Source organism: Spirosoma pulveris, from assembly GCF_054781875.1.
On the sequence record NZ_BAAGTO010000002.1, the window covers coordinates 740,770 to 763,468 of the forward strand.

21 protein-coding genes are annotated in these 22,699 nt (G+C 51.8%); 11 read left to right on the forward strand and 10 right to left on the reverse strand.

The features are described 5' to 3' along the window. Window positions 1-59 precede the first annotated feature (59 nt). From ACYVJM_RS11235 to ACYVJM_RS11250, 4 genes are all read left to right on the forward strand, one after another. A complete protein-coding gene (locus ACYVJM_RS11235) occupies window positions 60-917 on the forward strand; it encodes a prephenate dehydrogenase (protein ID WP_461148317.1) in 858 nt (285 codons plus the stop codon). 108 nt (window positions 918-1,025) lie between these two features. Beyond that, window positions 1,026-1,892: an aldo/keto reductase gene (locus ACYVJM_RS11240; protein ID WP_461148318.1), complete on the forward strand. Its 867-nt coding sequence runs from the start codon at window positions 1,026-1,028 to the stop codon at window positions 1,890-1,892. A gap of 87 nt (window positions 1,893-1,979) precedes the next feature. Beyond that, complete coding sequence (locus ACYVJM_RS11245) at window positions 1,980-2,333, forward strand: hypothetical protein (protein ID WP_461148319.1); 354 nt, start codon at window positions 1,980-1,982, stop codon at window positions 2,331-2,333. A gap of 116 nt (window positions 2,334-2,449) precedes the next feature. Then, a complete protein-coding gene (locus tag ACYVJM_RS11250) occupies window positions 2,450-2,980 on the forward strand; it encodes a ferritin (protein ID WP_012930978.1) in 531 nt (176 codons plus the stop codon). A 76-nt stretch (window positions 2,981-3,056) separates the two neighbouring features. On the opposite strand, the gene ACYVJM_RS11255 is transcribed toward ACYVJM_RS11250, so the two are convergent. From ACYVJM_RS11255 to ACYVJM_RS11270, 4 genes are read right to left on the reverse strand one after another with little or no spacing between them, the layout of a single operon-like run. Then, the gene (locus ACYVJM_RS11255) at window positions 3,057-3,689 is read right to left on the reverse strand and encodes an HmuY family protein (RefSeq protein ID WP_461148320.1); all 633 of its coding nucleotides are present in this window, start codon (window positions 3,687-3,689) and stop codon (window positions 3,057-3,059) included. Window positions 3,690-3,717: 28 nt separating this feature from the next. Further along, the gene (locus ACYVJM_RS11260; protein WP_461148321.1) at window positions 3,718-3,924 is read right to left on the reverse strand and encodes a hypothetical protein; all 207 of its coding nucleotides are present in this window, start codon (window positions 3,922-3,924) and stop codon (window positions 3,718-3,720) included. A gap of 12 nt (window positions 3,925-3,936) precedes the next feature. Beyond that, window positions 3,937-4,311: a hypothetical protein gene (locus ACYVJM_RS11265; RefSeq protein WP_461148322.1), complete on the reverse strand. Its 375-nt coding sequence runs from the start codon at window positions 4,309-4,311 to the stop codon at window positions 3,937-3,939. A gap of 43 nt (window positions 4,312-4,354) precedes the next feature. Then, window positions 4,355-6,439, reverse strand: coding sequence for a TonB-dependent receptor plug domain-containing protein (locus ACYVJM_RS11270; RefSeq protein ID WP_461148323.1), 2,085 nt, complete (start codon window positions 6,437-6,439; stop codon window positions 4,355-4,357). 177 nt (window positions 6,440-6,616) lie between these two features. Here ACYVJM_RS11270 and ACYVJM_RS11275 point away from each other — a divergent pair, with 177 nt between their 5' ends. Next, the gene (locus ACYVJM_RS11275) at window positions 6,617-7,546 is read left to right on the forward strand and encodes a DUF6607 family protein (RefSeq protein WP_461148324.1); all 930 of its coding nucleotides are present in this window, start codon (window positions 6,617-6,619) and stop codon (window positions 7,544-7,546) included. 156 nt (window positions 7,547-7,702) lie between these two features. Here the strand turns inward: ACYVJM_RS11275 and map are convergent, their stop codons facing one another. Beyond that, complete coding sequence (map, locus tag ACYVJM_RS11280; protein WP_461148325.1) at window positions 7,703-8,464, reverse strand: type I methionyl aminopeptidase; 762 nt, start codon at window positions 8,462-8,464, stop codon at window positions 7,703-7,705. Window positions 8,465-8,737: 273 nt separating this feature from the next. Between map and ACYVJM_RS11285 the strand changes: the two genes are divergently transcribed. The 4 genes from ACYVJM_RS11285 to ACYVJM_RS11300 all read left to right on the forward strand — a co-directional run bounded on the left by ACYVJM_RS11285 (window position 8,738) and on the right by ACYVJM_RS11300 (window position 12,131). Then, window positions 8,738-9,895 (forward strand): zinc-dependent alcohol dehydrogenase, encoded by a 1,158-nt coding sequence (locus ACYVJM_RS11285; RefSeq protein WP_461148326.1) that lies wholly within the window; start codon window positions 8,738-8,740, stop codon window positions 9,893-9,895. 43 nt (window positions 9,896-9,938) lie between these two features. Further along, a complete protein-coding gene (locus ACYVJM_RS11290) occupies window positions 9,939-10,298 on the forward strand; it encodes an SPW repeat domain-containing protein (RefSeq protein WP_461148327.1) in 360 nt (119 codons plus the stop codon). Window positions 10,299-10,376: 78 nt separating this feature from the next. Further along, window positions 10,377-11,411 carry an SDR family NAD(P)-dependent oxidoreductase gene (locus ACYVJM_RS11295; protein ID WP_461148328.1) on the forward strand — a complete coding sequence of 345 codons (1,035 nt, stop codon included), beginning with the start codon at window positions 10,377-10,379 and terminating at the stop codon, window positions 11,409-11,411. A gap of 189 nt (window positions 11,412-11,600) precedes the next feature. Continuing rightward, entirely contained in the window at window positions 11,601-12,131 is a 531-nt protein-coding gene (locus tag ACYVJM_RS11300) for a hypothetical protein (RefSeq protein WP_461148329.1), read from the forward strand. A gap of 2 nt (window positions 12,132-12,133) precedes the next feature. Here the strand turns inward: ACYVJM_RS11300 and ACYVJM_RS11305 are convergent, their stop codons facing one another. Both ACYVJM_RS11305 and ACYVJM_RS11310 read right to left on the reverse strand, forming a co-directional pair. Beyond that, window positions 12,134-12,796, reverse strand: coding sequence for an endonuclease III domain-containing protein (locus ACYVJM_RS11305; RefSeq protein WP_461148330.1), 663 nt, complete (start codon window positions 12,794-12,796; stop codon window positions 12,134-12,136). A 96-nt stretch (window positions 12,797-12,892) separates the two neighbouring features. Further along, window positions 12,893-14,176, reverse strand: a complete 1,284-nt coding sequence (locus ACYVJM_RS11310; protein ID WP_461148331.1) for an OmpA family protein — start codon at window positions 14,174-14,176, stop codon at window positions 12,893-12,895. 541 nt (window positions 14,177-14,717) lie between these two features. Between ACYVJM_RS11310 and ACYVJM_RS11315 the strand changes: the two genes are divergently transcribed. Next, on the forward strand, window positions 14,718-17,789 hold the full coding sequence (locus tag ACYVJM_RS11315) for a SusC/RagA family TonB-linked outer membrane protein (RefSeq protein WP_461148332.1): 3,072 nt from the start codon (window positions 14,718-14,720) through the stop codon (window positions 17,787-17,789). Window positions 17,790-17,841: 52 nt separating this feature from the next. Further along, window positions 17,842-19,197: a RagB/SusD family nutrient uptake outer membrane protein gene (locus ACYVJM_RS11320; RefSeq protein WP_461148333.1), complete on the forward strand. Its 1,356-nt coding sequence runs from the start codon at window positions 17,842-17,844 to the stop codon at window positions 19,195-19,197. 43 nt (window positions 19,198-19,240) lie between these two features. Here the strand turns inward: ACYVJM_RS11320 and ACYVJM_RS11325 are convergent, their stop codons facing one another. The 3 genes from ACYVJM_RS11325 to ACYVJM_RS11335 all read right to left on the reverse strand — a co-directional run bounded on the left by ACYVJM_RS11325 (window position 19,241) and on the right by ACYVJM_RS11335 (window position 22,695). Then, complete coding sequence (locus ACYVJM_RS11325; protein ID WP_461148334.1) at window positions 19,241-20,164, reverse strand: TolB family protein; 924 nt, start codon at window positions 20,162-20,164, stop codon at window positions 19,241-19,243. Window positions 20,165-20,207: 43 nt separating this feature from the next. Further along, window positions 20,208-21,209, reverse strand: a complete 1,002-nt coding sequence (locus tag ACYVJM_RS11330) for a cyanophycinase (protein WP_461148335.1) — start codon at window positions 21,207-21,209, stop codon at window positions 20,208-20,210. 115 nt (window positions 21,210-21,324) lie between these two features. Then, window positions 21,325-22,695 (reverse strand): RagB/SusD family nutrient uptake outer membrane protein, encoded by a 1,371-nt coding sequence (locus ACYVJM_RS11335; protein WP_461148336.1) that lies wholly within the window; start codon window positions 22,693-22,695, stop codon window positions 21,325-21,327. Window positions 22,696-22,699 lie beyond the last annotated feature (4 nt).

Consider the following 22,699-nt stretch of genomic DNA (forward strand, 5'->3'; position numbering starts at 1 on the left):
AAAGCGTAAAACGGGACGACAAAATCTGTTTCATCCCAAAATCTGTTAAATCCCGGTTCATGACAGTTACCATCATTGGAATAGGCTTACTCGGCGGCTCGTTTGCGTTGGCCGTGCGAGAGAAATACCCGAAGATGCGGTTCATCGGCGTCGACACATCGGCCGTAAATGGCCAATTGGCGATGGCAAAAGGCATTGTAGACGACGTGCTCCCCTTACCTGACGCCATTGCCCAGAGTACACTGGTGGTGCTGGCGACACCCGTCAATGTCATCATCGACATGCTGCCCACCGTCCTCGACCACCTGCCAGCGGGGGCAACCGTCCTGGATCTGGGTTCTACCAAAGGGCTCATCTGCGACGTGGCTGACGCCCATTCCAAACGGGCGCAGTTCGTTGCTGCTCACCCCATGGCCGGTACCGAAAACTCGGGGCCGGGGGCTGCCTTTAAAGAACTGCTGGTCGGTAAAAACCTCATCATCTGCGACCGGGAGAAAAGCCATCCCGACAGCCTGACCCTGGCTGAAAGCTTATTTCGGGATGTGGGCATGAAGTTGTTTTACATGAATCCGCAGGAGCATGATTTGCACCTCGCCTACGTGTCCCATCTGAGTCATGTGAGCGCATTTGCCCTTGGCCTGACGGTGCTGGAAAAAGAAAAAGACGAGCAGGCCATCTTCGACATGGCCAGTACCGGTTTCAGTTCCACGGTGCGGCTGGCCAAAAGCTCTCCCGCCATGTGGGCACCCATCTTCGACCAGAACCGGCAGAACGTGTCGCAAGCCCTGGCCGATTACATCGACTTTTTGCAGCAATTCAAGCAGATCATCGACGATCAGGACGTAAAAAACTCCCTCGATTTCATGCAGCGGGCCAACGTAATCCGGCGCGTGCTGGACGGTATTGAGAAGCGGTAAGTCATAAAAACTTGATCCTGCAACTTATCCAAAACATGTTTCTGTTAGTTACTATACAATAACCAGGAATCTGTGTCCTGGCTGACTAGTCAACAACAAGAAACAATCATGCAAGCAACTGATCAACAACCCGCTGTACAGGCAGGTACAATTACCATTGGCGGAGATTTGACCGTAAACAGAATGGCTTACGGGGCCATGCGCATCACGGGTGACGGTATCTGGGGACCGCCCAAAGACCATGACGAGTGTATTCGGGTACTGAAGCGTACACTCGAACTCGGCATCAACTTTATCGACACCGCCGACAGCTACGGCCCGCACGTGTCGGAAGAGCTCATTGCTGAAGCGCTTCACCCCTACCCGGATGGACTGGTTATTGGCACCAAAGGCGGTTTGCTTCGCACAGGCCCTAACCAGTGGCCGGTTGATGGAAGCCGTAAACACCTTGAAGAAGCCCTTAATGGCAGCCTTAAACGCCTGAAACTAGACCGGATCGACTTGTACCAGCTTCACCGGTTCGATGACAAAGTACCCTCGAAAGAATTCCTCGGCTTTTTGAAAGAAGCCCAGCAGCAGGGTAAAATCCGGCATATTGGCCTGTCGGAGGTTAGTGTGGATCAAATTGAAGAAGCCAAACAATACTTCGAGGTTGTGTCGGTACAGAACATGTACAACTTCGGTCAGCAACGCTGGAACGACGTGCTGAAATACTGTGAGCAAAACAACATTGCTTTTATCCCCTGGTACCCATTGAACGCCGGTGATGTAGCAGCCGAGAACGCAATTAAAAAGGTAGCGGAACGCCACGGGGCTACTGATTACCAGATTGCTTTGGCCTGGTTACTGGCTGCGTCGCCTGTCATGTTGCCCATAGCCGGAACTTCATCTGTAAAACACCTGGAGGAAAATGTTAAGGCGGCTACCATCAAGCTGACGGACGAAGATTTGCAGGATATGCCTTTGCCTAAGTAAGGACCACTCCTGAACTAAAAAATGTTGTTTAGAAACTATCTAAACTAAATTGCGCGTTGTATCTTTGTTCATTCATATACAACAACAGTGAGTAAGGACGTAACGACAACATTGCAGGAAGTATTTCGAACCGACAAAGGGGCTGTTTATCAGTGCGATGCAAGCAATCGATTGGTACTGGAATTTTGGGACACCCATACCTATCTATCAGCGCGTGACTTTGCGCAGTTTCGACGCATGGTTGAAACAGTCGATATCCGGCAGATGGCGTTAAGCACAGCCGCAGCCGATGATGTTGAGATCCTGGCGCTACCCCGCTCTGAACGGTGTTATGTGCTTACGCTTTGTGAAGTTGTCCACCTGCGGGAGCTGCTTGCGGGTACCCAGCTCATGCTGGATCTGAATACCATGTTGCGCGAATGTGGCTGTTCTGTAGCCTGATAAATTTCTATAGTGTTAATTTTAGGTTTTCTATAATTAAACCGGCTGCTTAACAACAGTCGGTTTTTTTTCGTTGTTTTGTTACATAAACTTCTCACCGCAAACGGTCACTCGTCATGAAAGACTTGGCACGATTACGCAGTTCCGTGAAGGAAAGCGTTGAGCTGGCATTGAACCAGCAGATACAGATGGAAATGATTTCATCGTCGAAATACCTGGCTATGGCTGGCTGGTGCGACCGTAATGGTCTCGATCATTGCGCGGGCTTCTTCTACAACCAGTCGGAAGAGGAGCGGAAGCACGGCATGAAGCTCTTTCATTATCTCTGCGACCAGGGTGGCACGGCTTTTTCGCCCGAGATTCCAGCCGTCAGTCAGGAATTCGATACGCTTCGTTCGGTGTTTGAAGGTGCGCTGGATCAGGAGATTGCTGTAACGGACTCCATTAACCGGATCATTGGCATCTGCCGTCGGGAAGGGGACTACGCAACGGAAGAGCTGCTGAAATGGTACGTGAAAGAGCAGATGGAAGAAGAATACATTGCCCGTCGCTGCCTCGAACTCATCGACCAGATTCCATCCGATCAGGTTTATTACCTCGATAAAAAACTCGCCAGCGTTACCTACGATGGCAACCCTTTTGAGTAAATAAGACTGAAGTAAAAGAGCCGGGTCAGATAAACGCCATATTTTAGAGATATGGCGTTTATCTGACCCGGCTCTTTTACTTCAAAACCTGGCTTCCTTCCGGTTGATACAGGTACCGAAACGTATAATACCGGGCTACATTAGCCGATGTTGGCGTTGTTGGCGCTCCCTGATAGTAGCTCAGTATTTCCATTTTGGCGTATTTCCCATCACCCGTACGAATGATCAGCACTTTTCCGGGTATGGACGAAATGATATTCGTCGTTGGTTCATAGTTGTACCAGCCTTTACCCGAACTTGCCGTAATAGCCAGTTGCGTAGCGCTCTGGTCCTGTGCAAACGTAGCCATCGCGGGCACCGTAGTCGTTTCGTCAAATGTTCCCGTGTGCACGTAAGCGCCCCCCTGTCCGGTACGAATCGCACCACCGTTTACAATAATCATTGTTCCCCGAAAGCCAACATCCCATTTGTTCGTTGCGGAATCGGTGTTGGCAATCTGCTTGTTTTCTTTAAAACTAAACAGCGTGAATTTCCCCGTTGCGGCAATCGGCTGCTGGCCGCTGGTCGATGTCATGCTGGTTGGATCGGCGGCTAAATCCCTGACGGTCGTGGCGGCCAAAGGTTGCACAGTGGCCTGATTGTCATCACTGTTGCAGGAAACAAAAGCGGGACCCAGGCAAACCGCCAGTAGTACATGGTAAATACGCATAATTGATTGAGTTGGTTGTTAGTAGGTGTTAAGTCAAAACATCACAGTGCAATCCGGCCTTCGCTAGCAGGCGAATGACATCTGTTTCGGTGAGTGATTCGGATTCGACCCGGAGCACACAGTCTTCCAGGTCAATGCTCCAGCGGCAGATGGCCCGGAGCTTGCACAGGCGGCAGGCCGCCCGATGCACCCGTTCATCGGTGTTGATGTTGGTTCGAAAGACGAGGACGTTCATAACAGAGTGGAGTTAGTTCCGGGCGTTTCGAAGTACCTCGAACCAATGCAGCCGGGCTACGGCCTTACTCAGCATTTTTCGTAGTTCGAGCAGTTCATGAACCCGAAAGCTGAATGTCAGAAAACGCGATGGGGTACTTAGGTGGATTCGTTCTTCGTACGGATGCGCTTCGAAAAAGGCCGATGTATCGATGCTGCGCACGTTCCACTCCAGTGCCAGAAAATCCTCGTAACACAGCCACTGGGTGATGTTATTAAACTCCAGTGTTATGTTGTACTCATCCTGACCCGGAGGTGAAACCGGGGCGGCAGGGCCGGACGTCAGCCGGTCGTACAGGGTGATACGCCCGTGGGCTGAATCCGATAAAAGGTGGCATTGCCCGTTCATAATCATTGAGCGTTTGAGGTTTACAGTAGCGTTAAAAGGTAAATCAGGATTTCCAGGCCCACCGCAGACTTGTGTACCAGAGTCGACCCGCCAGATTAGGAATATAGGACGGATCGGTATAGCCCGTCAGGTTGTCGACACCGGCTTGCAGCGTCATCGACTTCCATGTTTTGGCCGCCGACAGGTTGTAGAGCATATAGCCCCGCACATACTCGGCATCGGAATCCAGAATCAGGTTGCCATCACGATCGGCAAAGCCATACCGCCCCCGGTAAATAGCTCGAAATGAAGCGGATAGGCCTTTTTCGCGCTGTTCGTAAAATAGCTTGGCGTTCGCCATGTGTCGGGAGCGATTGAACAGACCACCGTATTCGGCCGACTTTACCCGTTCACTCGCCAGCGTTTCGGGGTTACGCCGGTACACCGTTCCGGCCTTAATACCGTCTACAACCGCTTTGTCTTTGGCAACGAGATACTGATAGCCGCCACTCAGAGTCAGGTAGCGGGTACCAACGGCCCACCGCCAGCTGCTTTCCAGTTCGGCGCCCTGCGTAAATACCCGGTTCAGGTTGTTGTAGCTGAAAACATTCTGGCCATTCGTTTTGCGGGCAATCACCTGCGTTTCGATCAGATCACGAACGTCGTTGCGGAACAGGTTCACACTTACCGTAAGGGGCAGCACCGGCGATTTAAGGTGTGCGCCCAGGTTGTACGCCACCGAACGTTCGGCACGAATAGCCGATAGGCGAGCGGGGTCAAGTATAACCGCTGCAATCTGCCCCTGCTGCGTTAGGCGGGCGATTCCGGCAGCGGCTTCCTGCGTACCGAAGACACTATATCCCGCTACAGCATTGTCGAAGTTGAGGTACAATTGCCGAAAATCAGGGGCTTTGAACCCAACACCTATGCTGCCCCGTAGCGCCACTACCGGACTCAGCGCATAACGCGCCGATAGCTTGGGACTGAACTGACTGGCATACTGGCTATGGGCATCGTAACGGCCACCGGCAATGACCGTCCAGTGCAGTGTCGGCATCCATTCGTACTGCGCGAAACCATAAGTGGTGTTGAACTGCTTCCGGTCGGTATAGCGGGTTGCTTCAACAGTTTCGGCAATGAAGCCTGCGCCGGCGGTTAGTATGTTTTTCGGGTTGAAGATTCGCTCGGCTACAATTTCCGGACGGCTGAACGACTGTCGGAAAAAGCTGGCATCATAGGTTTCCTGCGTAGCTTTGTAGCGCAGATTCGTCTCGGTGAAATACCCGGTTCGATAAAATCGGTAAGTCATTTTCCAGCCCGGTGACAGCTGATGGGTGAGCACCGGGTTCAGGAAATAATCGCGCACCGTACCGGGTCCAGTCACCTGTAAATCCGGACTGACAATGAATGAATTATCCTGATTCTCTGTAAAAAAACGACCCGATACGGCCAGTTTTATCCGGGCAGAAAGGGTATACGTCAGCCGACCGTTACCCGTATAGTTGGTAAACGGGGCTACGGTCTGGTTCTCCTTAATTAGCGAATACCCTGCCGACTGATAGCGATTACCAAACGCATAAACGCCCAGCTTACCGGCCTGACCAACAGTCCATTGCTTTGTAATATCGCCCGAGAAATCGCTGGTTTTGTTCGCTCCATAGCGGGCCGACAAACTGCCTTTTGTCTGTGTGTTTGTTTCGCCGGGCGTTTGCGTAATAATATTCACCACGCCCGCCAGTGCTTCGGAGCCGTATAAACTTGAGGATGGCCCTTTGACTACTTCTATCTGTTTGATATTACCAACGGCCAGACGCGCCAGATCAAGCGTACCCGCCGTCCGGCCCACAATGGGTTCACCATCGACTAGAATCAGGGTATAATCGGGTCCGAAGCCCTGTACTTGAATCCCTTGTCCGTGATCCGTTACTACGGCAAGCCCCGTCTGTTCCCGTAACACATCGTTGAGTCGAAGGCTGCCCATCTGCTGAATCTGCTTCCCGCTAATCACCGTAACCGGCAAGGGCAGCGCCCCCATCGGTCGTTCAGTACGCGTTGCCGTAACCACAACCTCATCGATTGATCGGGTTTTGAGGGTGTCTTTTGGCCCCGGTTGTATAAGCGATAAGGTAAGGAGTATAAACAAAGGCATGGTAACGTTGGTAAAGCCTCGCAGTGCAGAGTCACTCGGCTGGCATCGGCTGAATTGATTCCACAAACGTATGCGCTATTTAGAATCTGTCCAAACAAATCAGAAAATAATTTGTAAAGATTCTAAATAAGCTATACGTTTGTTCCATTATTACACCACTATTTGTTTCCTGTATCTATGCGCTCCTCGTTTCTACTACCCCTCTTTTTAATGACAACGGGTCTGCTTCATGCTCAACAGAGTCCGAAAGCAGAAGACATTGCCGCGATCAAAGGACAATGTGGCTGTCATGATGTTAGCTTCTTATACGCCGAGACCTTTGCCCCGAACAAAGGTTATGTCTTTAAAGATCGTTATACGGCCAAAGGCACCGAACTGGTGTTTGTCGATGAAGAAGTCGGCCCGGCAAATCGGCCAACCAGGCTGGTCATTCAGCATTTACTGGTCGTAGGCGATTCGATGGTCATTAAACACTGGCGCGAGGACTGGGAATTTCAGAATACCAGTCTGCTCAAGTTCGACCAGAGCGCGACCTGGAAACGGGTGAAGCTAACTCCCGAACAGGTAAAAGGACAGTGGACGCAGAAAGTCTTTGAAGTCGATGACAGCCCTCGATACGAAGGCTCGGCCACCTGGGTGCATGTCGATGGACGCACCTATTGGGAGAGCACGGTCGATGCGCCCCTCCCCCGCCGTGAATACACCAAACGGACCGATTACAATGTGATGCGTCGAACCAATCACCACGAAATTCGTCCGGACGGCTATATCCACGAGCAGGACAATGATAAAGTCATTCGTTCCGAAGCGGGTGATCAGTTGCTGGCGTCCGAGAAGGGGTTGAATACCTACCAGCGCACCGATGCCGCTAAATGTCAGGCCGCAAAAGCATGGTGGGCGAAAAACCGGGCCTACTGGGCCGATGTGCGAAACGTTTGGAGCGAGGTACTGGCTAACCGAAGTACCGTAGCGCTAAAGGGGCAGGTTAAAGGGCAGGTACTCGGCCGGGAACTGGACGAACTGGCTGCCACGACACAGAAATCAACGTATAACTCAGCCGCCAGTCGTCAGCTCATCCGGCAAACGATCGAGAAATATCTAAAATAGGACCACCATAGCGGTAAGACATGTGGGGAAGTTACCTGACCTTCACCCAGGCAGGTTGATCAAACAGTAGACGACTAAAAACCAACTGGATAGCAGGAGTAATCGAGGTAAAATCGATTTTGATTTACCTCAGATAAAGGTCGGAGCTTCGAGAGGCTACCCCCACAATTGGTTGGCAGCAGTCAGGACGATTGGCTCCTTATCGGTAACGACAATTGTCTGCTCATGCTGCACCGCAAAACTATCCCTGGCGATCAATGTCCATCCATCCCCTTTTTCCTGGGCATAGGTGGCTTTGGTGGATAAAAACGTTTCGATAGCCACAACAGAATTCTTTCTGAAACGCGTTTTGTTGGACCGATCATAATAGCAAAGAATCTCGTGCGGTTCTTCGTGTAAGCTCCGGCCGATTCCGTGCCCAGCCAGATTTTTGATAACGCGGTAGCCGCTTCGCCGGGCTTCCGTTTCAATTAAACGGCCAATTTCGGCGAGTTGCACCCCGCCCCGGATATGACTGATGGCTTTGGCCAGAATTCGCTTCGAGGCCTCTACCAAGTCACTATGCTGATGAATATCCTGCCCTAAAACGAACGACCCACCGTTGTCTGACCAATAGCCATTCAGTTCAGCAGACACATCAATGTTAATCAAATCCCCTTCTTTGAGCAGCCGTTTTACCGATGGAATGCCGTGACAGACTTCTTCATTTAAACTGATACAGGTCCAGCCCGGAAAACCATAGGTGAGTTTAGGAGCCGATCGGGCACCGTGTAGCTCCAGCAGTTGTCGCCCGTATTGGTCCAGCTCAAACGTCGACATACCCGGCCGGGCATATTCCTGCATGCGCTTAAGGGTGGAGCCAACAATATGGCTGATCTGCTGCATACCCATCAGGTCTTCCTCCGATTTCAATGACATAACGTTGTGCTTTTGGCTTTGTAATATAGCCTATACTTTACAAATAAACATAAGTAAATAATACCGAAAGAAAACCAGTCAGGGCATCTGCAGATGCTATTCGTTGCGACTAGTGCTGCCCGACTCCCCTACCTGAAAGTCCCTTGCCAGACAGGTTTTGCCCGGCAAAACCTGTCTGGTAACTCCGGAACAAATTAACAAAACTAAATCTATAGACTTTAGTTCTTTATCGAAACCGGTTACCGGCATCTACTACTTACTCAACAGATACAAATGAAAGCAGCCGTATTTCACAAAATTGGCGACATTCAGGTCGACACCGTCGATGATCCACGCATCGAACAGTCGCGGGATGCCATTATCCGGGTCACGTCGACAGCCATCTGCGGGTCCGACCTGCACATCTACGACGGGTTTATTCCCCAACTCAAGAATGAAGTCCTCGGCCATGAATTCATGGGCATCGTGGAAGATGTGGGCTCCGAAGTAACGAACCTCAAAAAAGGCGACCGGGTTGTGGTGCCGTTTACGGTTGCCTGCGGCAAGTGCTATTTCTGCCAGAAGAATCTGCAAATGCACTGCGAAAACTCCAACCCCGAGCACTACGGTCCCGATGGCGGCTTACTCACCGAAAAAGGGGGCGGTCTATTTGGCTATACTGATCTCTACGGGGGCTACAACGGCGGACAGGCAGAATACGTCAGGGTGCCTTATGCCGACTACGGACTCCACACGGTTCCCGAATCGCTCAAAGATGAACAGGTTCTGTTCCTGACTGATATTTTTCCAACCGGCTGGAGCGCCATTGAGTGGGGTGAGCTGAAGGGTGGCGAAACCGTCGCTATTTTCGGATCAGGGCCGGTGGGGCTTATGGCGCAAAAGTCGGCCTGGATACAGGGTGCCGCCCGTGTCATTGCCATCGACCCGGTAAACTATCGCCTGGAGAAAGCCCGGCGCGTCAACAATGTAGAAACGCTCAACCCCGATGAGGTCGATGTTATTGAAGCCATTCGCCAAATGACCAACGGCCGTGGTGCCGACCTTTGTGTGGATGCCGTGGGAATGGAAGCCGACCGGTCGCTGCTGGAAAAAGCCAAAGCCGTTATTAACTTCGAGAAAGGGACACCCAAAGTGCTGGAACTGTGTTTTCAGGCCGTTCGGCGGGGTGGTATTGTATCGGTGGTTGGGGTGTATGGTACGCCCTTCGATAATATTTCCATTGGCCGTATGTTCGACAAGGGCATTACGGTTCGCTTCGGGCAGTCATTCGTCCACAAGAACATGAGCCACCTGCTGGACCTCGTTGTGGAGGGCAAAGTAGTCCTTGACGATATCATCTCGCATACGCTTCCGCTGGCCGATGCCTCAAAAGCCTACGATATATTTAAGAAGAAACAGGACGATTGCACCAAAGTTGTGTTGAAGCCTTGATACGTACGTTTCATATCAAGGCATACCCTAACTCAACAAAACAATGGAACAGCCAATTTCGCGTAAACAACACGGCCTTGCCGACTATGGATACGTTCCGCTGGTTGCTGCGGCACCAGCTCTAGCAGGTTTTGACGATGAGCCGACGGCCACTCGATTAGCCAGAATCATCAGCGGGGGCGTTCTGGCTACCAGCCTGCTGACCCGCTATGAACTGGGGCTCTGGAAAGTTATACCGTTCAAAGCGCATCTGGCGGCCGACGCTGCCGTGAGTGCATTTTCACTGGCGGCTCCCTGGCTCCTTGGTTTTTCGAAACACAAACGCGCCCGGAATACCTTCCTCGCCATTGGTGCATTCGGTGTGGCAGTTGGCTTGTTGACCAGGCCCGACGATATGCCGTAGACAGTTCGATACAGCCCGGATTTGACCGTCCAGGCTACACCCGATTACCCGTTTATTAGTAAACTAAATAACTCAACGATGGAAAACACAACCGGGAAAACAGCCCTGATAACAGGCGCTACAAGCGGCATTGGGCGTGAACTCACCAACCTTTTTGCCAAAGACGGCTATAACCTTGTTCTGGTAGCCCGTTCGGGCGATAGCCTCCGCCTTATTGCGGATGAGTACGAGCAGCAGTTTGGCATTAAAGCCATAACCATCACTCAGGATCTGGCCGATCCCAAAGCTGCCGACGCCATTTATGAGCAAACCCAGCAACAGGGCATCATGGTAGACATCCTCGTCAACGATGCAGGTATGGGCGAATACGGCAAATTCGCTACCGAAACGAATCTGCAGAAAGAACTGGACATTGTACAGATCAATGCCGTGTCGCTCATGCACCTAACGAAGTTATACCTTAAAGATATGGTAGCCCGCAACGAGGGCAAAATCCTGATGCTTGGCTCGGAGGTATCGGTAAGCCCGAATCCGATGATGGCAGTTTACGGAGCTACCAAAGCCTTTATCAAGTCATTCTCGGAAGCCATTCGTAACGAGTTAATCGACACGAACATTACCGTTACGGTACTGATGCCGGGCGCTACCAACACCGACTTTTTCAATAAAGCCGGAGCCGCCCATGTTAAAGGGGCTGACCCATCTAAAACTGCCAATCCCGCCGATGTAGCCAAAGAAGGCTACGATGCTCTTATGAAGGGTAAAGATCATGTAGTAGCTGGCTGGAAGAACAAAGCAAAAGTAGCGATGGCCCATGTGTTGCCAGACCCATTCGTTGCCGCCAACGCCCGCAAAGACATGATGCCTAAAGATGAGTCGGAAGACCAGAAAAGCCAGCTAACCAGTCTGGCCATGGGTATCGGGGTAGCAGCGGGTGTTATAGCGGGACTATATCTGGCTTACCGCCGGAGCACCCCCGTTGAGCAGGCCGTGTACCGATACAGAGCCGGAAAAGCCCTCAATTCGGCTAAAAAATCGTCAAAGTACGTCGGCAATTCAATAAAGGAGTCAGCCCGCAAAGCCCAGGAAACACTGGAAGACGCATGGGTGTAATTGGTTGATGGGTGTTAATGGATAAAGCTGTACGTGGTTGAAACGCGGGCATTTCCGGTATCAGTCACGTACAGCTTTACCCATCAACTAGTCCACTTATTCACTACTTTTCCCCGGCAGGCTTTATCTTCGTGTTGACGTACAAACGGTCCTGTTGGTTCGGTACCGTGAATACAACGTTAGCTCAGCATGAAATACGCCCTATTCTTCTTTCTATTCTTACCTCTCTTTTCTGTCGCGCAGGTTCAGCTGCCAACCAATGAGTTGGGGCAAGTTCAGTATCAGGACCTTGTACGGGTGCCGGATAGTAAACGGCCCGCCCGCCAGCTTATGGAGCAGGTTCGGGCCTGGGCCAGCCAGTATTATCCGCAAGCCAGCGAAGCCGAGCAGCAGTTCGACCAGGAACATAACATTCTGTTTGTTAGAACATTTTATGCGATTGGCAAGCGATCTGTCCGGTATACGCTGACCATCGAGACAAAATTTGGTCGCTACCGGGCTACGTTAACCGACCTGATTATCGACGATGGCGGTCGTACGCAACCCGTTCGGGCGGCCAGTTCAACGGTCGAGGAGATGACCACAGCCGCTGACAAGTCGCTTAAAAACCGTGAACTGCTCCAGCAGATCGTTGACGATCAAACCAATCTGTATCAGCAAATCGATAAGTCTTGCCGAAGTACGCTGGCCAGTCTGAAAGAAGCCATGACGGAAGATTGATATCACCGATGCCGGTCTACCCCTACCTGCTCGCACCAGGGCAAAACGGGGCATGTTGAGCAATGTGGTAATGTACCCGTGCAAATGTGTTTCCCGAAGGGCATCAGCAACCGGTTAATGTTCACCCATTGTTCATTCGGCACCTGTGTTTCCAGTACCTTCAGCGTTTGTTCAGGCTGTTTGGTGTGAACATACCCCCAACGATTCACCACCCGATGCACGTGAACATCTACACTAATAGCGGCTTGTCCCGTTGCTACGCCCAGCGCCAGGTTGGCGCACTTGGGACCAACGCCTTTCAATGACGTCAGCGTGGCATAATCAGCCGGCAACTTGCCATTAAATTCGTTGACAATGCGCTCGGCAATGCCCAGCATCGTGTACGCTTTCTGGTCAGGATACGTGGTGCCGTACAACAGTTCCGTCAGCGTTGGTACGTCGAGGGCGAGGAGTTGCTCAGGGGTACGGGCACGCTCAAACAGCCGCAGGGACACCGGAATGGTTGTTTCATCGAGCGTTCGAATGGATACGATGCACGAAATCAGTTGCTCGAATAAGGTGTTGTACCCCCGCTCGAACAAATCGAACATAGCCGCTTTCGGATAAGGACGAATGGCCGTTTCAATATGCGCTAAAACAACGTTCAGGTCGAAGTCAGGTTTCATCTATGCTTAACCACAAAGGCGCAAAGATGTCGTGAAATCCGCAACCTTTTTTTTGCGTTCTCTGCGACACCTTTGCGCCTTTTATATAAAGCGGCTTTAAACCTTCACGATCACCAGTTCGACGCGCCGGTTTTCGGGACGCTCCTTCAGGCTTTTGTTGGTATTGATAGGCCTTGAGGGTCCATACCCAACGGTTTCAATGCGGCTGGTACTAATTCCTTTATCGACCAGATATCGTTTTACCTCGTTGACCCGATTGCGGGATAGCTCGACATTGGCATCGAACTCACCAACGGTATCGGTATGCCCTTCGAGCCGGATCTGCATCGTTGGATTCGACCGCATCATGGTTACCAGACGGTCGAGTTCCGGAAATGACTCCGGTTTCAGGTCGTACCTGGAGACACTGAAATAGATATTCTTCAGCGTAATTTTCGCCCCGGCCTCAATGGGCACCAGGTTGAAATCGCGGGCCACATCGACCCGGTTCGTTACCAGCGTATCACTCTGACTGAAGTAGCCTTTCGCCGATGCTGTAACGGCATAAACGCCCCGACGGTCAATATCGATCCGGTATTTACCCGTTAAGCTACCACTTTGTATCGAGTCGGCCGGTTCGTCGCCCGATGTTTCGGCACCTGATATCAGGCGGTACGTTACTGTTGCGCCAATGGGCTGCTTCGTCTTTGCATCGCGGGTAATGCCGTTGATGGCTACCCCTGTCGGGGCAGGCACTACCTGCGGCTGAACCGGAACGGGCGTATTATCAGACGGACGCTGCTCGGTTGGCGGCTCCGGCTGCGGGCGAGGAGCCTGGCGGGGTGGCTGCGGGCGGGGCCGAACGGGCGCCTTGCGCTGGGAGTAACTATCCTTCGGTGGGTTTATAATGTGAACACCCCAGAAATTGAAGCAAATGTAATTTTTGCTGTCTCTGCACTCGAAGAGGTCAAACGTGGTGTATCCCGGCTCAATCCGTTCAAAATAAGCAATAAAGTCGACCCGCTCCCCTGGCCGAACCTGCCGACGAGTCTCGGCGGGTATATTCTCAGCCCGAATCAGTTTGTACGACCGTTCGCCCTGATTTACGTACAACCGGGAACCGGGTTGAAAACCAATATTACTTGTTGACTCCATCTGCCCCCCTCCCCGGCTATTCGGCATGGGAATATCAAACGGGAACGACCGGCCATTAAAGCCCGATTTTCGGGCCTGAAATTTCATGTAGATGATGGTATACTGAGCCGTCAGTTCAACACGCTGAATACTAACGTCGGTATCATTGATATCATCAACACGAGGATTTTCAGTCGTAAACTGAACCTGTGCCTGCGCAGCAGTGGCAACCAACAGGTAAAGGATTGTGAAAAGTCTGGATTTCATTGAGTTTGTGTTTACGAACCTACTTTGTTAGTAATCCGTGGCTAGTTAGGTAATGACCCAGTCAACAAAGGCAAAACACAGTTTAGCAACCGCTTATCCCAACTATAACGTCCGGATAAGCGTGTAGTGTTTAACACTTAGACAATGGCTGCTGTTCCAGAGTTTAACCTACCTTTTATAAAATTCAAGGGGCTAAGTTCCCCTAACCAACAGGTAGCACAACAGTCAAGTTTTGCCCGTAGCAATCGATCGCGCCGATGCCAAAAACGACTTCTGAACCCTAAGAAAAATACCAAACAACAAACTAGTTAAACAATAGACTAAATGTGAAAATAGTAATATCATCCTATATATATACTAATTTCAATTAATATAACATTGATAGCCTTAGTAGAATATTCTACCTGATAAAATCGTATAATTAAGTTTTTCTATTGCATAAAAATAGCTAATCAAAATTTGTCTTGATTAACTACTTTTTAATAGTGGTTGATTAATTGTAATTTTGTCATTCATTATAAACCATTCTCAACATACTACTATGAGGAAATTGCTACATACTAGTTTCCTGATTTTGATAACCGTATGGGCGGGTTACGCCCAGGGTCAGACTATTTCAGGTAAAGTAACATCATCAGACGAAGGTAGTCCGCTACCCGGCGTATCGGTGAGTGTCAAAGGAACTACCCAGGGAACATTGACCGATGCCTCCGGCAATTACCGCATCAATGCCGGTAATAATGCGGTAATCGTGTTCAGCTTCATTGGTTTCACCACGCAGGAAGAAAAAGTGGCGAATCGGTCAGAAATCAATATCCAGCTCAAAACCGACGTGCGCAACCTGAGCGAGGTTGTTGTAACAGGTTATGGTCAGCAGATTAAGCGGGACTTAACCGGCAACATTGCCAAAGTCAGAGCTGCCGATATTCAGGATCAGCCCGTAACGACCTTCGATCAGGCATTACAGGGCAAAGCGGCTGGTGTTCAAATCAACTCCGGCTCCGGCAAACTGGGTCAGGGCATACAGGTGCGGGTGCGGGGTCAATCGTCGGTATCGGCATCCAATCAACCGCTTTATATCATTGACGGTATTCCCGTCACGACGGATAACCTCAGCATCAGTAGCGCATCGACTAACCCACTGGCGGATATTAATCCACAGGATATTGAGTCGGTCGATATTTTAAAAGATGCATCAGCCGGTGCGATCTACGGCGCTCGTGCAGCCAACGGCGTCGTTCTGATTACCACCAAACGCGGAAAAGCCGGGCGGACGAACGTTAACTTCGGTGCTCAGTACGGCTCAAGCAAGCCCACCCGCAAACTGGAGTTTCTGAATACCGAACAGTACGTGAAGTTCTACAACCAAGCAGCCGCCAACTCCGACCGTATCGAAGGTCTGGCTGCAGACGACCCGGACTCCTACACGACGTACATGAAGGATTTCTACGTAACGCAGGGCCTGGGTACCTACGGCACCGCGAATCAGGCCAGTACCAAATGGGGTGATCTGGCGTATCAGGATGCACCGTATCAACAGTACGACCTGAACCTGAACGGTGGTAACGAAAAAACGACCTTCTATCTGTCAGGACAATTGCTGGACCAGAAAGGTATTCTGATCGGGAACGCCTTACAGCGTTATTCGGGCCGTTTGAACGTCGACCATCAGGTATCGAGCCGGGTAAAGGTAGGCTTTAACATGGCACTTACCCGCACGCTCAACCAGCGTCTTTCGGGCGACAACCAGTTTGACAACCCCATGCAGATGGTGGCTCTTCCGCCAATGACACCCGCTACGGATGCCACCACGGGGCTGCCCGTGGGCACTCCTCCCGGCGACATCAGCATTCCGGTATATTACAACCCGCTTATCAACATCGGCAATGCCTATTTCAACACCACCGTTTACCGGAATATCAGCAACGTATTCGGTCAGTTGCAGATGATGAAAGGACTTACGTTCCGGACGGAGTTTGGACTCGACGTACTGAACCAGCAGGAAGAACTTTATTACAACAGCAAAACGCAACGGAACTTCGGCTCACCGCTGGGTTTGGGCCGGAACCGTTTTGCCCGGGTAGAAAACTATACGACGAATAACTTCTTCAATTATTCTACCGCTTTTGGCCGGAGTAACCTCGATGCCACGGTGGGGATGTCGTATCAGCAATCGCAGCAGAAAACGAACTATACCGAAGGACGGGATTTCCCGTCTGATGCCTACCGGATGATTGCCAGCGCAGCCCGCAAAACGGATGGTAGCTCTTCGCAAACAGATTACCGGTTCCTGTCGTACTTCGCCCGCGCCAATTACAAGTTTGCCGATCGGTATCTGGTGGGTGTAAGTGCCCGGGTAGACGGTTCTTCCCGTTTCGGTAAAAATAGCCGCTATGGCTTTTTCCCATCCGTTTCGGCGGGCTGGGTACTGAGTGAGGAAGGGTTCATGAAGAACACAACCGCGATCAGCTTCCTGAAGCTCCGCGCAAGCTATGGGCAGACGGGTAATGCCGAAATCCAGAACTTCCCACAATTGGGCCTCTTCACCGGCGATGCCAGCTACGGTACGCTGCCCGGTCAGCGGCCATCGCAATTAGCCAACCCCGATCTGAAGTGGGAAACCACCAACCAGTTCGACATTGGCATTGACTTCGGCATTCTCAACAACCGCATCAACGGCGAGATCGACTATTACAACAAACAAACGTCGGGCCTGCTGCTCAACGTAAACGTGCCGGGAACGACGGGCTTTGCCACCCAGTTCAGAAACGTGGGTAGCCTCGAAAACAAAGGTGTCGAGATCGTTATCAATACCGAAAACCTGACGGGTGCTTTCCGCTGGACCACGAGTTTCAATGCAGCCACTAACCAGAACAAGATAAATAATTTGCAGGGGCAGATTATTGAAGGTGGTATCAACGCCATGAGCCGGGCGGTAGAAGGCCAGCCGCTGGGCGTTTACTTCACGCAGGAATACGCCGGTGTCGATCCGGCCAACGGTGATGCGCTGTGGTACAAGAACACCACCAATACCGACGGCACCATTGATCGTTCTACCACCAAAACATACAATCAGGCACAGCGGGTAGTTGCGGGTAGTCCGTTACCGAAGTGGACGGGCGGCATTACCAACACCTTCAGCTATAAGGGCTTCTCGTTGAGCGTACTGTTCAACGGTGTATTTGGCAACAAGATCAACTTCTACGGCGTGGGGCGCTACTCATCGGCCAACGGTCGTTTTGAAGATAACCAGACCGTCAATCAGCTCGCTGCCTGGACAAAAGAAAACCCCAATACCGATGTTCCGGAAGCCCGCTTGTTCTACAACAACGGTGCCCAGTCGTCCAGCCGCTTCATTCTCGATGGTTCATTCGTTCGGCTGCGTACGGCTACCCTGTCGTACTCGCTGCCCAAAACGCTCATCAGCCGCGTGAAGATGAATAGCGTTCGTCTGTTCGTAACGGGGCAAAACCTGCTGACGTTTACGAAGTATGCCGGCTGGGACCCCGAAGTGAATGCCGACTATATCGTGTCGAACATTGCGCAGGGGTACGATTTCTACACGGCTCCCCAAGCCCGCACCATTACGGGCGGCATTAACATTGGTTTCTAAAACACACGCATGTCAACGTGAGTCAACAGACATTTTAAACGCATTCTCTCTTATGAATTCATCTATAAAACAGTGGTTATACGCAGGCGCCGTTAGTCTTTCGATTATGGCCTGCGATAACAAACTAAATGTTACACCTACGCAAAGCATCGAAGCCAGCCAGGCGTTGAGTACGCAGCAGGATGTACAGATCACCCTGACGGGTGCGTACGACGGCCTGAGTGATGTCAATCTCTATGGCGGGGGCATTCAATACATTGGTGATTTGATGGGCGACAACCGCGATGTTGTTTTCGGCGGCACCTTTGCTACCATCGACGAAATCTGGCGGAAAACCGTCACGGCTTCCAACACCGTCACGCGTGATTTCTGGCTGGACGGGTACAGCACCATTAACCGGGCCAACAACATTCTGGCCTCTCTGGACAAGGTTGGTACGAGCAGTCGGAATAATTTTGAAGGACAGGCCCGGTTCATACGGGGTGCACTGTACTTCGAACTGGTAAAATCCTTCGGTAAGAGCTGGAATGATGGCACACCCACAGCCAACCCCGGCGTACCGCTGGTACTGACACCAACGAATAGTGTTACGGATGCGGACTACAAAGCCCGGAATACCGTTGCCGAAGTGTACGCTCAGGCAATCGACGACCTGACGAAAGCCGAAAGCCTGTTGCCCGCCACGCAAACCGGCGTGCTTGGTTTTGGCGCTGCCACCAAGGGAGCCGCAGCGGCTACGCTGGCTCGTATCTACCTGCAGCAGCAGAATTTCGCAGCCGCCCGCGATGCCGCCAACCGGGTCATTACATCCGGCACTTTCAGCCTGCTTCCTAACTTTGCGGATGCCTTCAACGATGCCACCAAAGGCCCGGAAGTTATCTTCAAGATTATCGTTACCGATCAGGACGGGGCTAACGATATGAACACGTTCTACGCGTCGGCCCTGAATCAGGGGCGTGGCGATGTGCGGGTACAAACCAAATTCCGGCAGTTATACGCAGCCGGCGATGTACGCGGCACATTCTTCAACACCGCCGGTCAGAACACCTTTACCAGCAAGTTTAACGACCGCTATGGCGATGTGCCGGTGGTTCGTCTGGCCGAAATGTACCTCGTTCGTGCCGAAGCCAACTTCCGGTTAGGGACAAGCATTGGCGATACCCCCCTGAACGATGTCAATCGGATTCGGAACCGGGCCAAAGCAGCTCCGCTCACGACCGTCGATCTGCCCGCTATCTTGCTGGAGCGCCGTCTGGAGCTAGCCTTCGAAGGCCAGCAACTCCCCGACATCAAGCGCACGGCAGGTACCGTTGGAACAGCTCCTTACAATTCCAATAACCTGGTGTTGCCGATTCCGCAACGAGAAATCGACACTAATAAAAGCCTGGTTCAGAATCCGGGGTATTGATTGCAATCAGTAGTACCGACCGTCAACGCGTCGACGGTCGGTACTACTGACCTACCAACGCCAGTTTTTTACCGTCAATATCAATAGCCATTCGGGTTAATTGCCGGATGCCCTCCGTACTGAAATCGGCGAGTTGAGTCCAGCTTTGAGCCGTTTCGGGTTTAAGTTGATAGAGGATCGCTCCCTGGCACATGAGCAGGGCGCCGTCTGGTGTCCAGGCGTAATCCTCGCTGCCCGGCAGGGTTCGGCCAAGGGTGGTTATCTGGCGGGTTTGCAGATCAAGCTGCTCTATATCCCAGTCCGTTGGGGTGCGTTTGTGCACGAAGCTGATAGCATTTTTACCCGGTATTTTCAGAATACACCGGCCAATATTGCCCTCAACGCGCAGGGTGTCACCCGTACTGACCTGTGCGAGTTGAAGCGAATTCGGTGTTCCCAAAATAAACAAGGCCAACCGATCGGGAGTAAGCCAGCAGTGATACCCGACGGGCTTCACGGTTGGAAGCACCAGCGTTGGCTCACCAGTGCCCGCGATCGGAAACTTCCACAGGCGCTGTGTCTTATCTTTCTCCACGCGTATTACCGAGAAATACCCCTTGTCGGGTGTAACAATAGGGGAATATTCGCTTTCAGTAGTACGGGTTAATGGCGTAGTCGACTTTTGTTGAAGATCGTACCGATAAATGTCGGTTTGTCCGTCTTCGCGCATGGACGTGTACAGGATGCCCTTACCATCGGGCGTGAACGACGGCTGATTATCATAGCCCTTACGCTGGGTTATATTCACCGGCTTCCCTACCTGAACGCGCTGGCTTTTCAGCATCAGATCAACCAGAAAAATGTCCGCATCAGGTGGCGATTGCGCCAGCACGGCCATACCACCTGCCAGGAATAGTGTCAGGCTGAGCACGGCCGATACAGACAGCCGAGTGATCGGGGAAAATGCGTACACGGAAAGAGGTTGCATACCGTATCGTTTTGTTAAACTTGTACAGGACTGGATTCGATTTTTACTTCCTCACCCCGGCCTCGACAAACCAGTAGGCCGTTTCGGGTTTTGGGTTGGCTTGAAAAGTCATCAGATTAAATCCGGACGTTCCTGCTTCCGACCCCGCAACCGTTGTGACCGAAACGGCTTTCCCTTTTCGGCTCCAGGTGAGGGGCTGGTTGGCCAGACAGATTTCGGGTTTTCGCGGACCTGATTTCAGGAAATAAGCGTTTCCTTTTCCGAAAACGATAGCGTTACCATCGGGTGCGATACAAACGGCCGTCTTCTCATCGACCCCGATACCACGCGTTTTAAGCTCCCAATCATGAAAAGCACGGGCCATGAACACCAGATGCCGCCCTTGCCGGTCGCGAGCGGCATAGTGCATGTCGGTGATGGTATTGGCGAGAAGGGGTTGTTTCAGAAAATCGTCACGGCGAAGATCGACCCGTTTGTCGTACGGGTTTGCCAACGCTTCGGCGGAGGTTATGGTGCCTTCTTTAGCCGTAAAATAGACCTGCCCCAGAATACCGCAACCGGCACTGGTACCGCCCAGCACAGCACCGGCCCGAATACGCTCGTTCAGGGCATCGGCAATGGGCGTCCCCTGCCAGAAATTCACATAATTACCCTGGTCACCCCCAGCGAAGAAGATGCCCTCTGCATTCCGTATTTTCCGGATAATGTCTGCATTGGTCGACAATTGGCGGCTATCGAGCATGATTGTCTCGACCGAGTTGACGTTTACCCCTACCTTTTGATACAGGTAATCGTTGTACCCATCTTTGCCCGACGACCGGAGAATAACCACATCGCCCCCACCCGACCGCTGCAAAAACCAGCGCATGGCGGCATCAATATCCGTACTGCCACCCGCCAGCACAACACCGCCTACCGGCTGGGCCTTTACATCGGCGGTATCGCCCACAATCCAGGACGTATAGGCAGGCACTGGCTGCGGTGCCGCTGGTGCATACAAGAAACTGGCAAGGTGAAGAAACAGGGAAACGAGTGTGTTGGCCATAACAAAACCAATATGATTATTTTTTCCGTCTTTTCGACAACGGACCCGAAACAAACAGGGCTGCCACGGTTCAAACCGTGGCAGCCCTGTTTGTTTCATTTAGATCAATCAACCTCTAGTAACCGGCATTCTGCACCAGGGCCGGATTGGTTGTAATCTCCCGCAATGGAATCGGGAAGATTAGCTTGGGTGAGTTATACGGCAACGTTCCCACGTTGGTCTTGGTCCGGCGGAGGTCGTGAATATACGTTCCTTCGAACGCCAGTTCGAGCCGACGTTCTTTCAGAATAGACGCCAATGTCAATTGGGCCGTTGTCAATGGAGTTGCACCGGCACGGGCCCGAATCACGTTGATATCATTCAGCGGACTATCGCCTACCGTTGTGCCCATCCGGAAGTTAGCTTCGGCGCGGGTCAGGTACATTTCGGCCAGGCGCAGTACCTGAATGTTACCATACTGATTCACGTATTTAAGCGTCCGGATTGGGCCACCATCGTCGTAGAACAGCTGCGACCGAAGGTCGTTTGGCTCAAACTGATTAATGAACGTTTCAGTAACTTCAATATCACCCCGACCGCCCACATCGCTGGAGCCATAGAACGTATTCAGGTCATTGGTTCCATCCTGGTCGGTCAGCTGAACTGCGAAAATCGTTTCGGCGGTATTGATTCCGCTCTGGGACTCCCGGGTGTCGAAAACGCTTTCGATATCGACTAACTGATAGCGCCCGCTGGTAATGACCCGGTTGGCTGCATTAGCCGCATTCGTGTAATCAGCTTTTTGCAGATACACCCGCGACAACTGCGCTCCGGCGGCTCCTTTTGTAGCAAAGAAGCCATTGGCGAGCGGAAGTTTAGCTTCGGCATCCGTCAGATCGGCAAGTGCCTGCGTGTATACAGCCGCTACCGTACTACGTGGCACGTTCGAATTGGCATCCAGATCGACCGTCGGGGTCGTTACGATAGGTACACCGAGGTTGGCATTCGGGTCGCCATCACTCCAGTCACGACCATAAAGCCGGACCAGTTCAAAATACACGGAACCTCGAATGAACTTTGCTTCACCTTCAATCCGGGGCTGATCGGTCGTGGAGGCCAGCTTCAGATTGGCCAGAACGGTATTGCAGATGTTGATCGTACGATAACCGTTCGTCCAGGTTACGTCGGCCTGATCGTTGTTGACCAGTATATTCTTGGTATAAATCTGCTGCGGCCCTACATAGGTGCCTGTCCAGAGAATGTCGCCGGTACCGGGTACCGTACCCAGCAGTTCGGCATCCCGGAGCAAACTGCCGCCGTACAGGTTAATACCACCCAACCCATCGTAGGCACCAACGAGCAGGGCTTTCAAGTCATCGGCCGTTGTCAGCGCCTGGCTGGTTGCAACCGAGTTGAGCGGCTTAATGTCCAATTGGCGGTTGCAGGAAGTTAGCCATAGGCCAACCGACAGCGCCGACGCCAGTAGTATTGATTTATTCGTTTTCATAAGT

Coding starts and splice junctions, on each gene's coding strand:
- ACYVJM_RS11235 (WP_461148317.1), top strand. CDS start 60: ATGACAGTTACCATCATTGGAATAGGCTTACTCGGCGGCTCGTTTGCG.
- ACYVJM_RS11240 (WP_461148318.1), top strand. CDS start 1,026: ATGCAAGCAACTGATCAACAACCCGCTGTACAGGCAGGTACAATTACC.
- ACYVJM_RS11250 (WP_012930978.1), top strand. CDS start 2,450: ATGAAAGACTTGGCACGATTACGCAGTTCCGTGAAGGAAAGCGTTGAG.
- ACYVJM_RS11255 (WP_461148320.1), bottom strand. CDS start 3,689: ATGCGTATTTACCATGTACTACTGGCGGTTTGCCTGGGTCCCGCTTTT.
- ACYVJM_RS11260 (WP_461148321.1), bottom strand. CDS start 3,924: ATGAACGTCCTCGTCTTTCGAACCAACATCAACACCGATGAACGGGTG.
- ACYVJM_RS11265 (WP_461148322.1), bottom strand. CDS start 4,311: ATGAACGGGCAATGCCACCTTTTATCGGATTCAGCCCACGGGCGTATC.
- ACYVJM_RS11270 (WP_461148323.1), bottom strand. CDS start 6,439: ATGCCTTTGTTTATACTCCTTACCTTATCGCTTATACAACCGGGGCCA.
- ACYVJM_RS11275 (WP_461148324.1), top strand. CDS start 6,617: ATGCGCTCCTCGTTTCTACTACCCCTCTTTTTAATGACAACGGGTCTG.
- map (WP_461148325.1), bottom strand. CDS start 8,464: ATGTCATTGAAATCGGAGGAAGACCTGATGGGTATGCAGCAGATCAGC.
- ACYVJM_RS11285 (WP_461148326.1), top strand. CDS start 8,738: ATGAAAGCAGCCGTATTTCACAAAATTGGCGACATTCAGGTCGACACC.
- ACYVJM_RS11290 (WP_461148327.1), top strand. CDS start 9,939: ATGGAACAGCCAATTTCGCGTAAACAACACGGCCTTGCCGACTATGGA.
- ACYVJM_RS11295 (WP_461148328.1), top strand. CDS start 10,377: ATGGAAAACACAACCGGGAAAACAGCCCTGATAACAGGCGCTACAAGC.
- ACYVJM_RS11300 (WP_461148329.1), top strand. CDS start 11,601: ATGAAATACGCCCTATTCTTCTTTCTATTCTTACCTCTCTTTTCTGTC.
- ACYVJM_RS11305 (WP_461148330.1), bottom strand. CDS start 12,796: ATGAAACCTGACTTCGACCTGAACGTTGTTTTAGCGCATATTGAAACG.
- ACYVJM_RS11310 (WP_461148331.1), bottom strand. CDS start 14,176: ATGAAATCCAGACTTTTCACAATCCTTTACCTGTTGGTTGCCACTGCT.
- ACYVJM_RS11315 (WP_461148332.1), top strand. CDS start 14,718: ATGAGGAAATTGCTACATACTAGTTTCCTGATTTTGATAACCGTATGG.
- ACYVJM_RS11320 (WP_461148333.1), top strand. CDS start 17,842: ATGAATTCATCTATAAAACAGTGGTTATACGCAGGCGCCGTTAGTCTT.
- ACYVJM_RS11325 (WP_461148334.1), bottom strand. CDS start 20,164: ATGCAACCTCTTTCCGTGTACGCATTTTCCCCGATCACTCGGCTGTCT.
- ACYVJM_RS11330 (WP_461148335.1), bottom strand. CDS start 21,209: ATGGCCAACACACTCGTTTCCCTGTTTCTTCACCTTGCCAGTTTCTTG.
- ACYVJM_RS11335 (WP_461148336.1), bottom strand. CDS start 22,695: ATGAAAACGAATAAATCAATACTACTGGCGTCGGCGCTGTCGGTTGGC.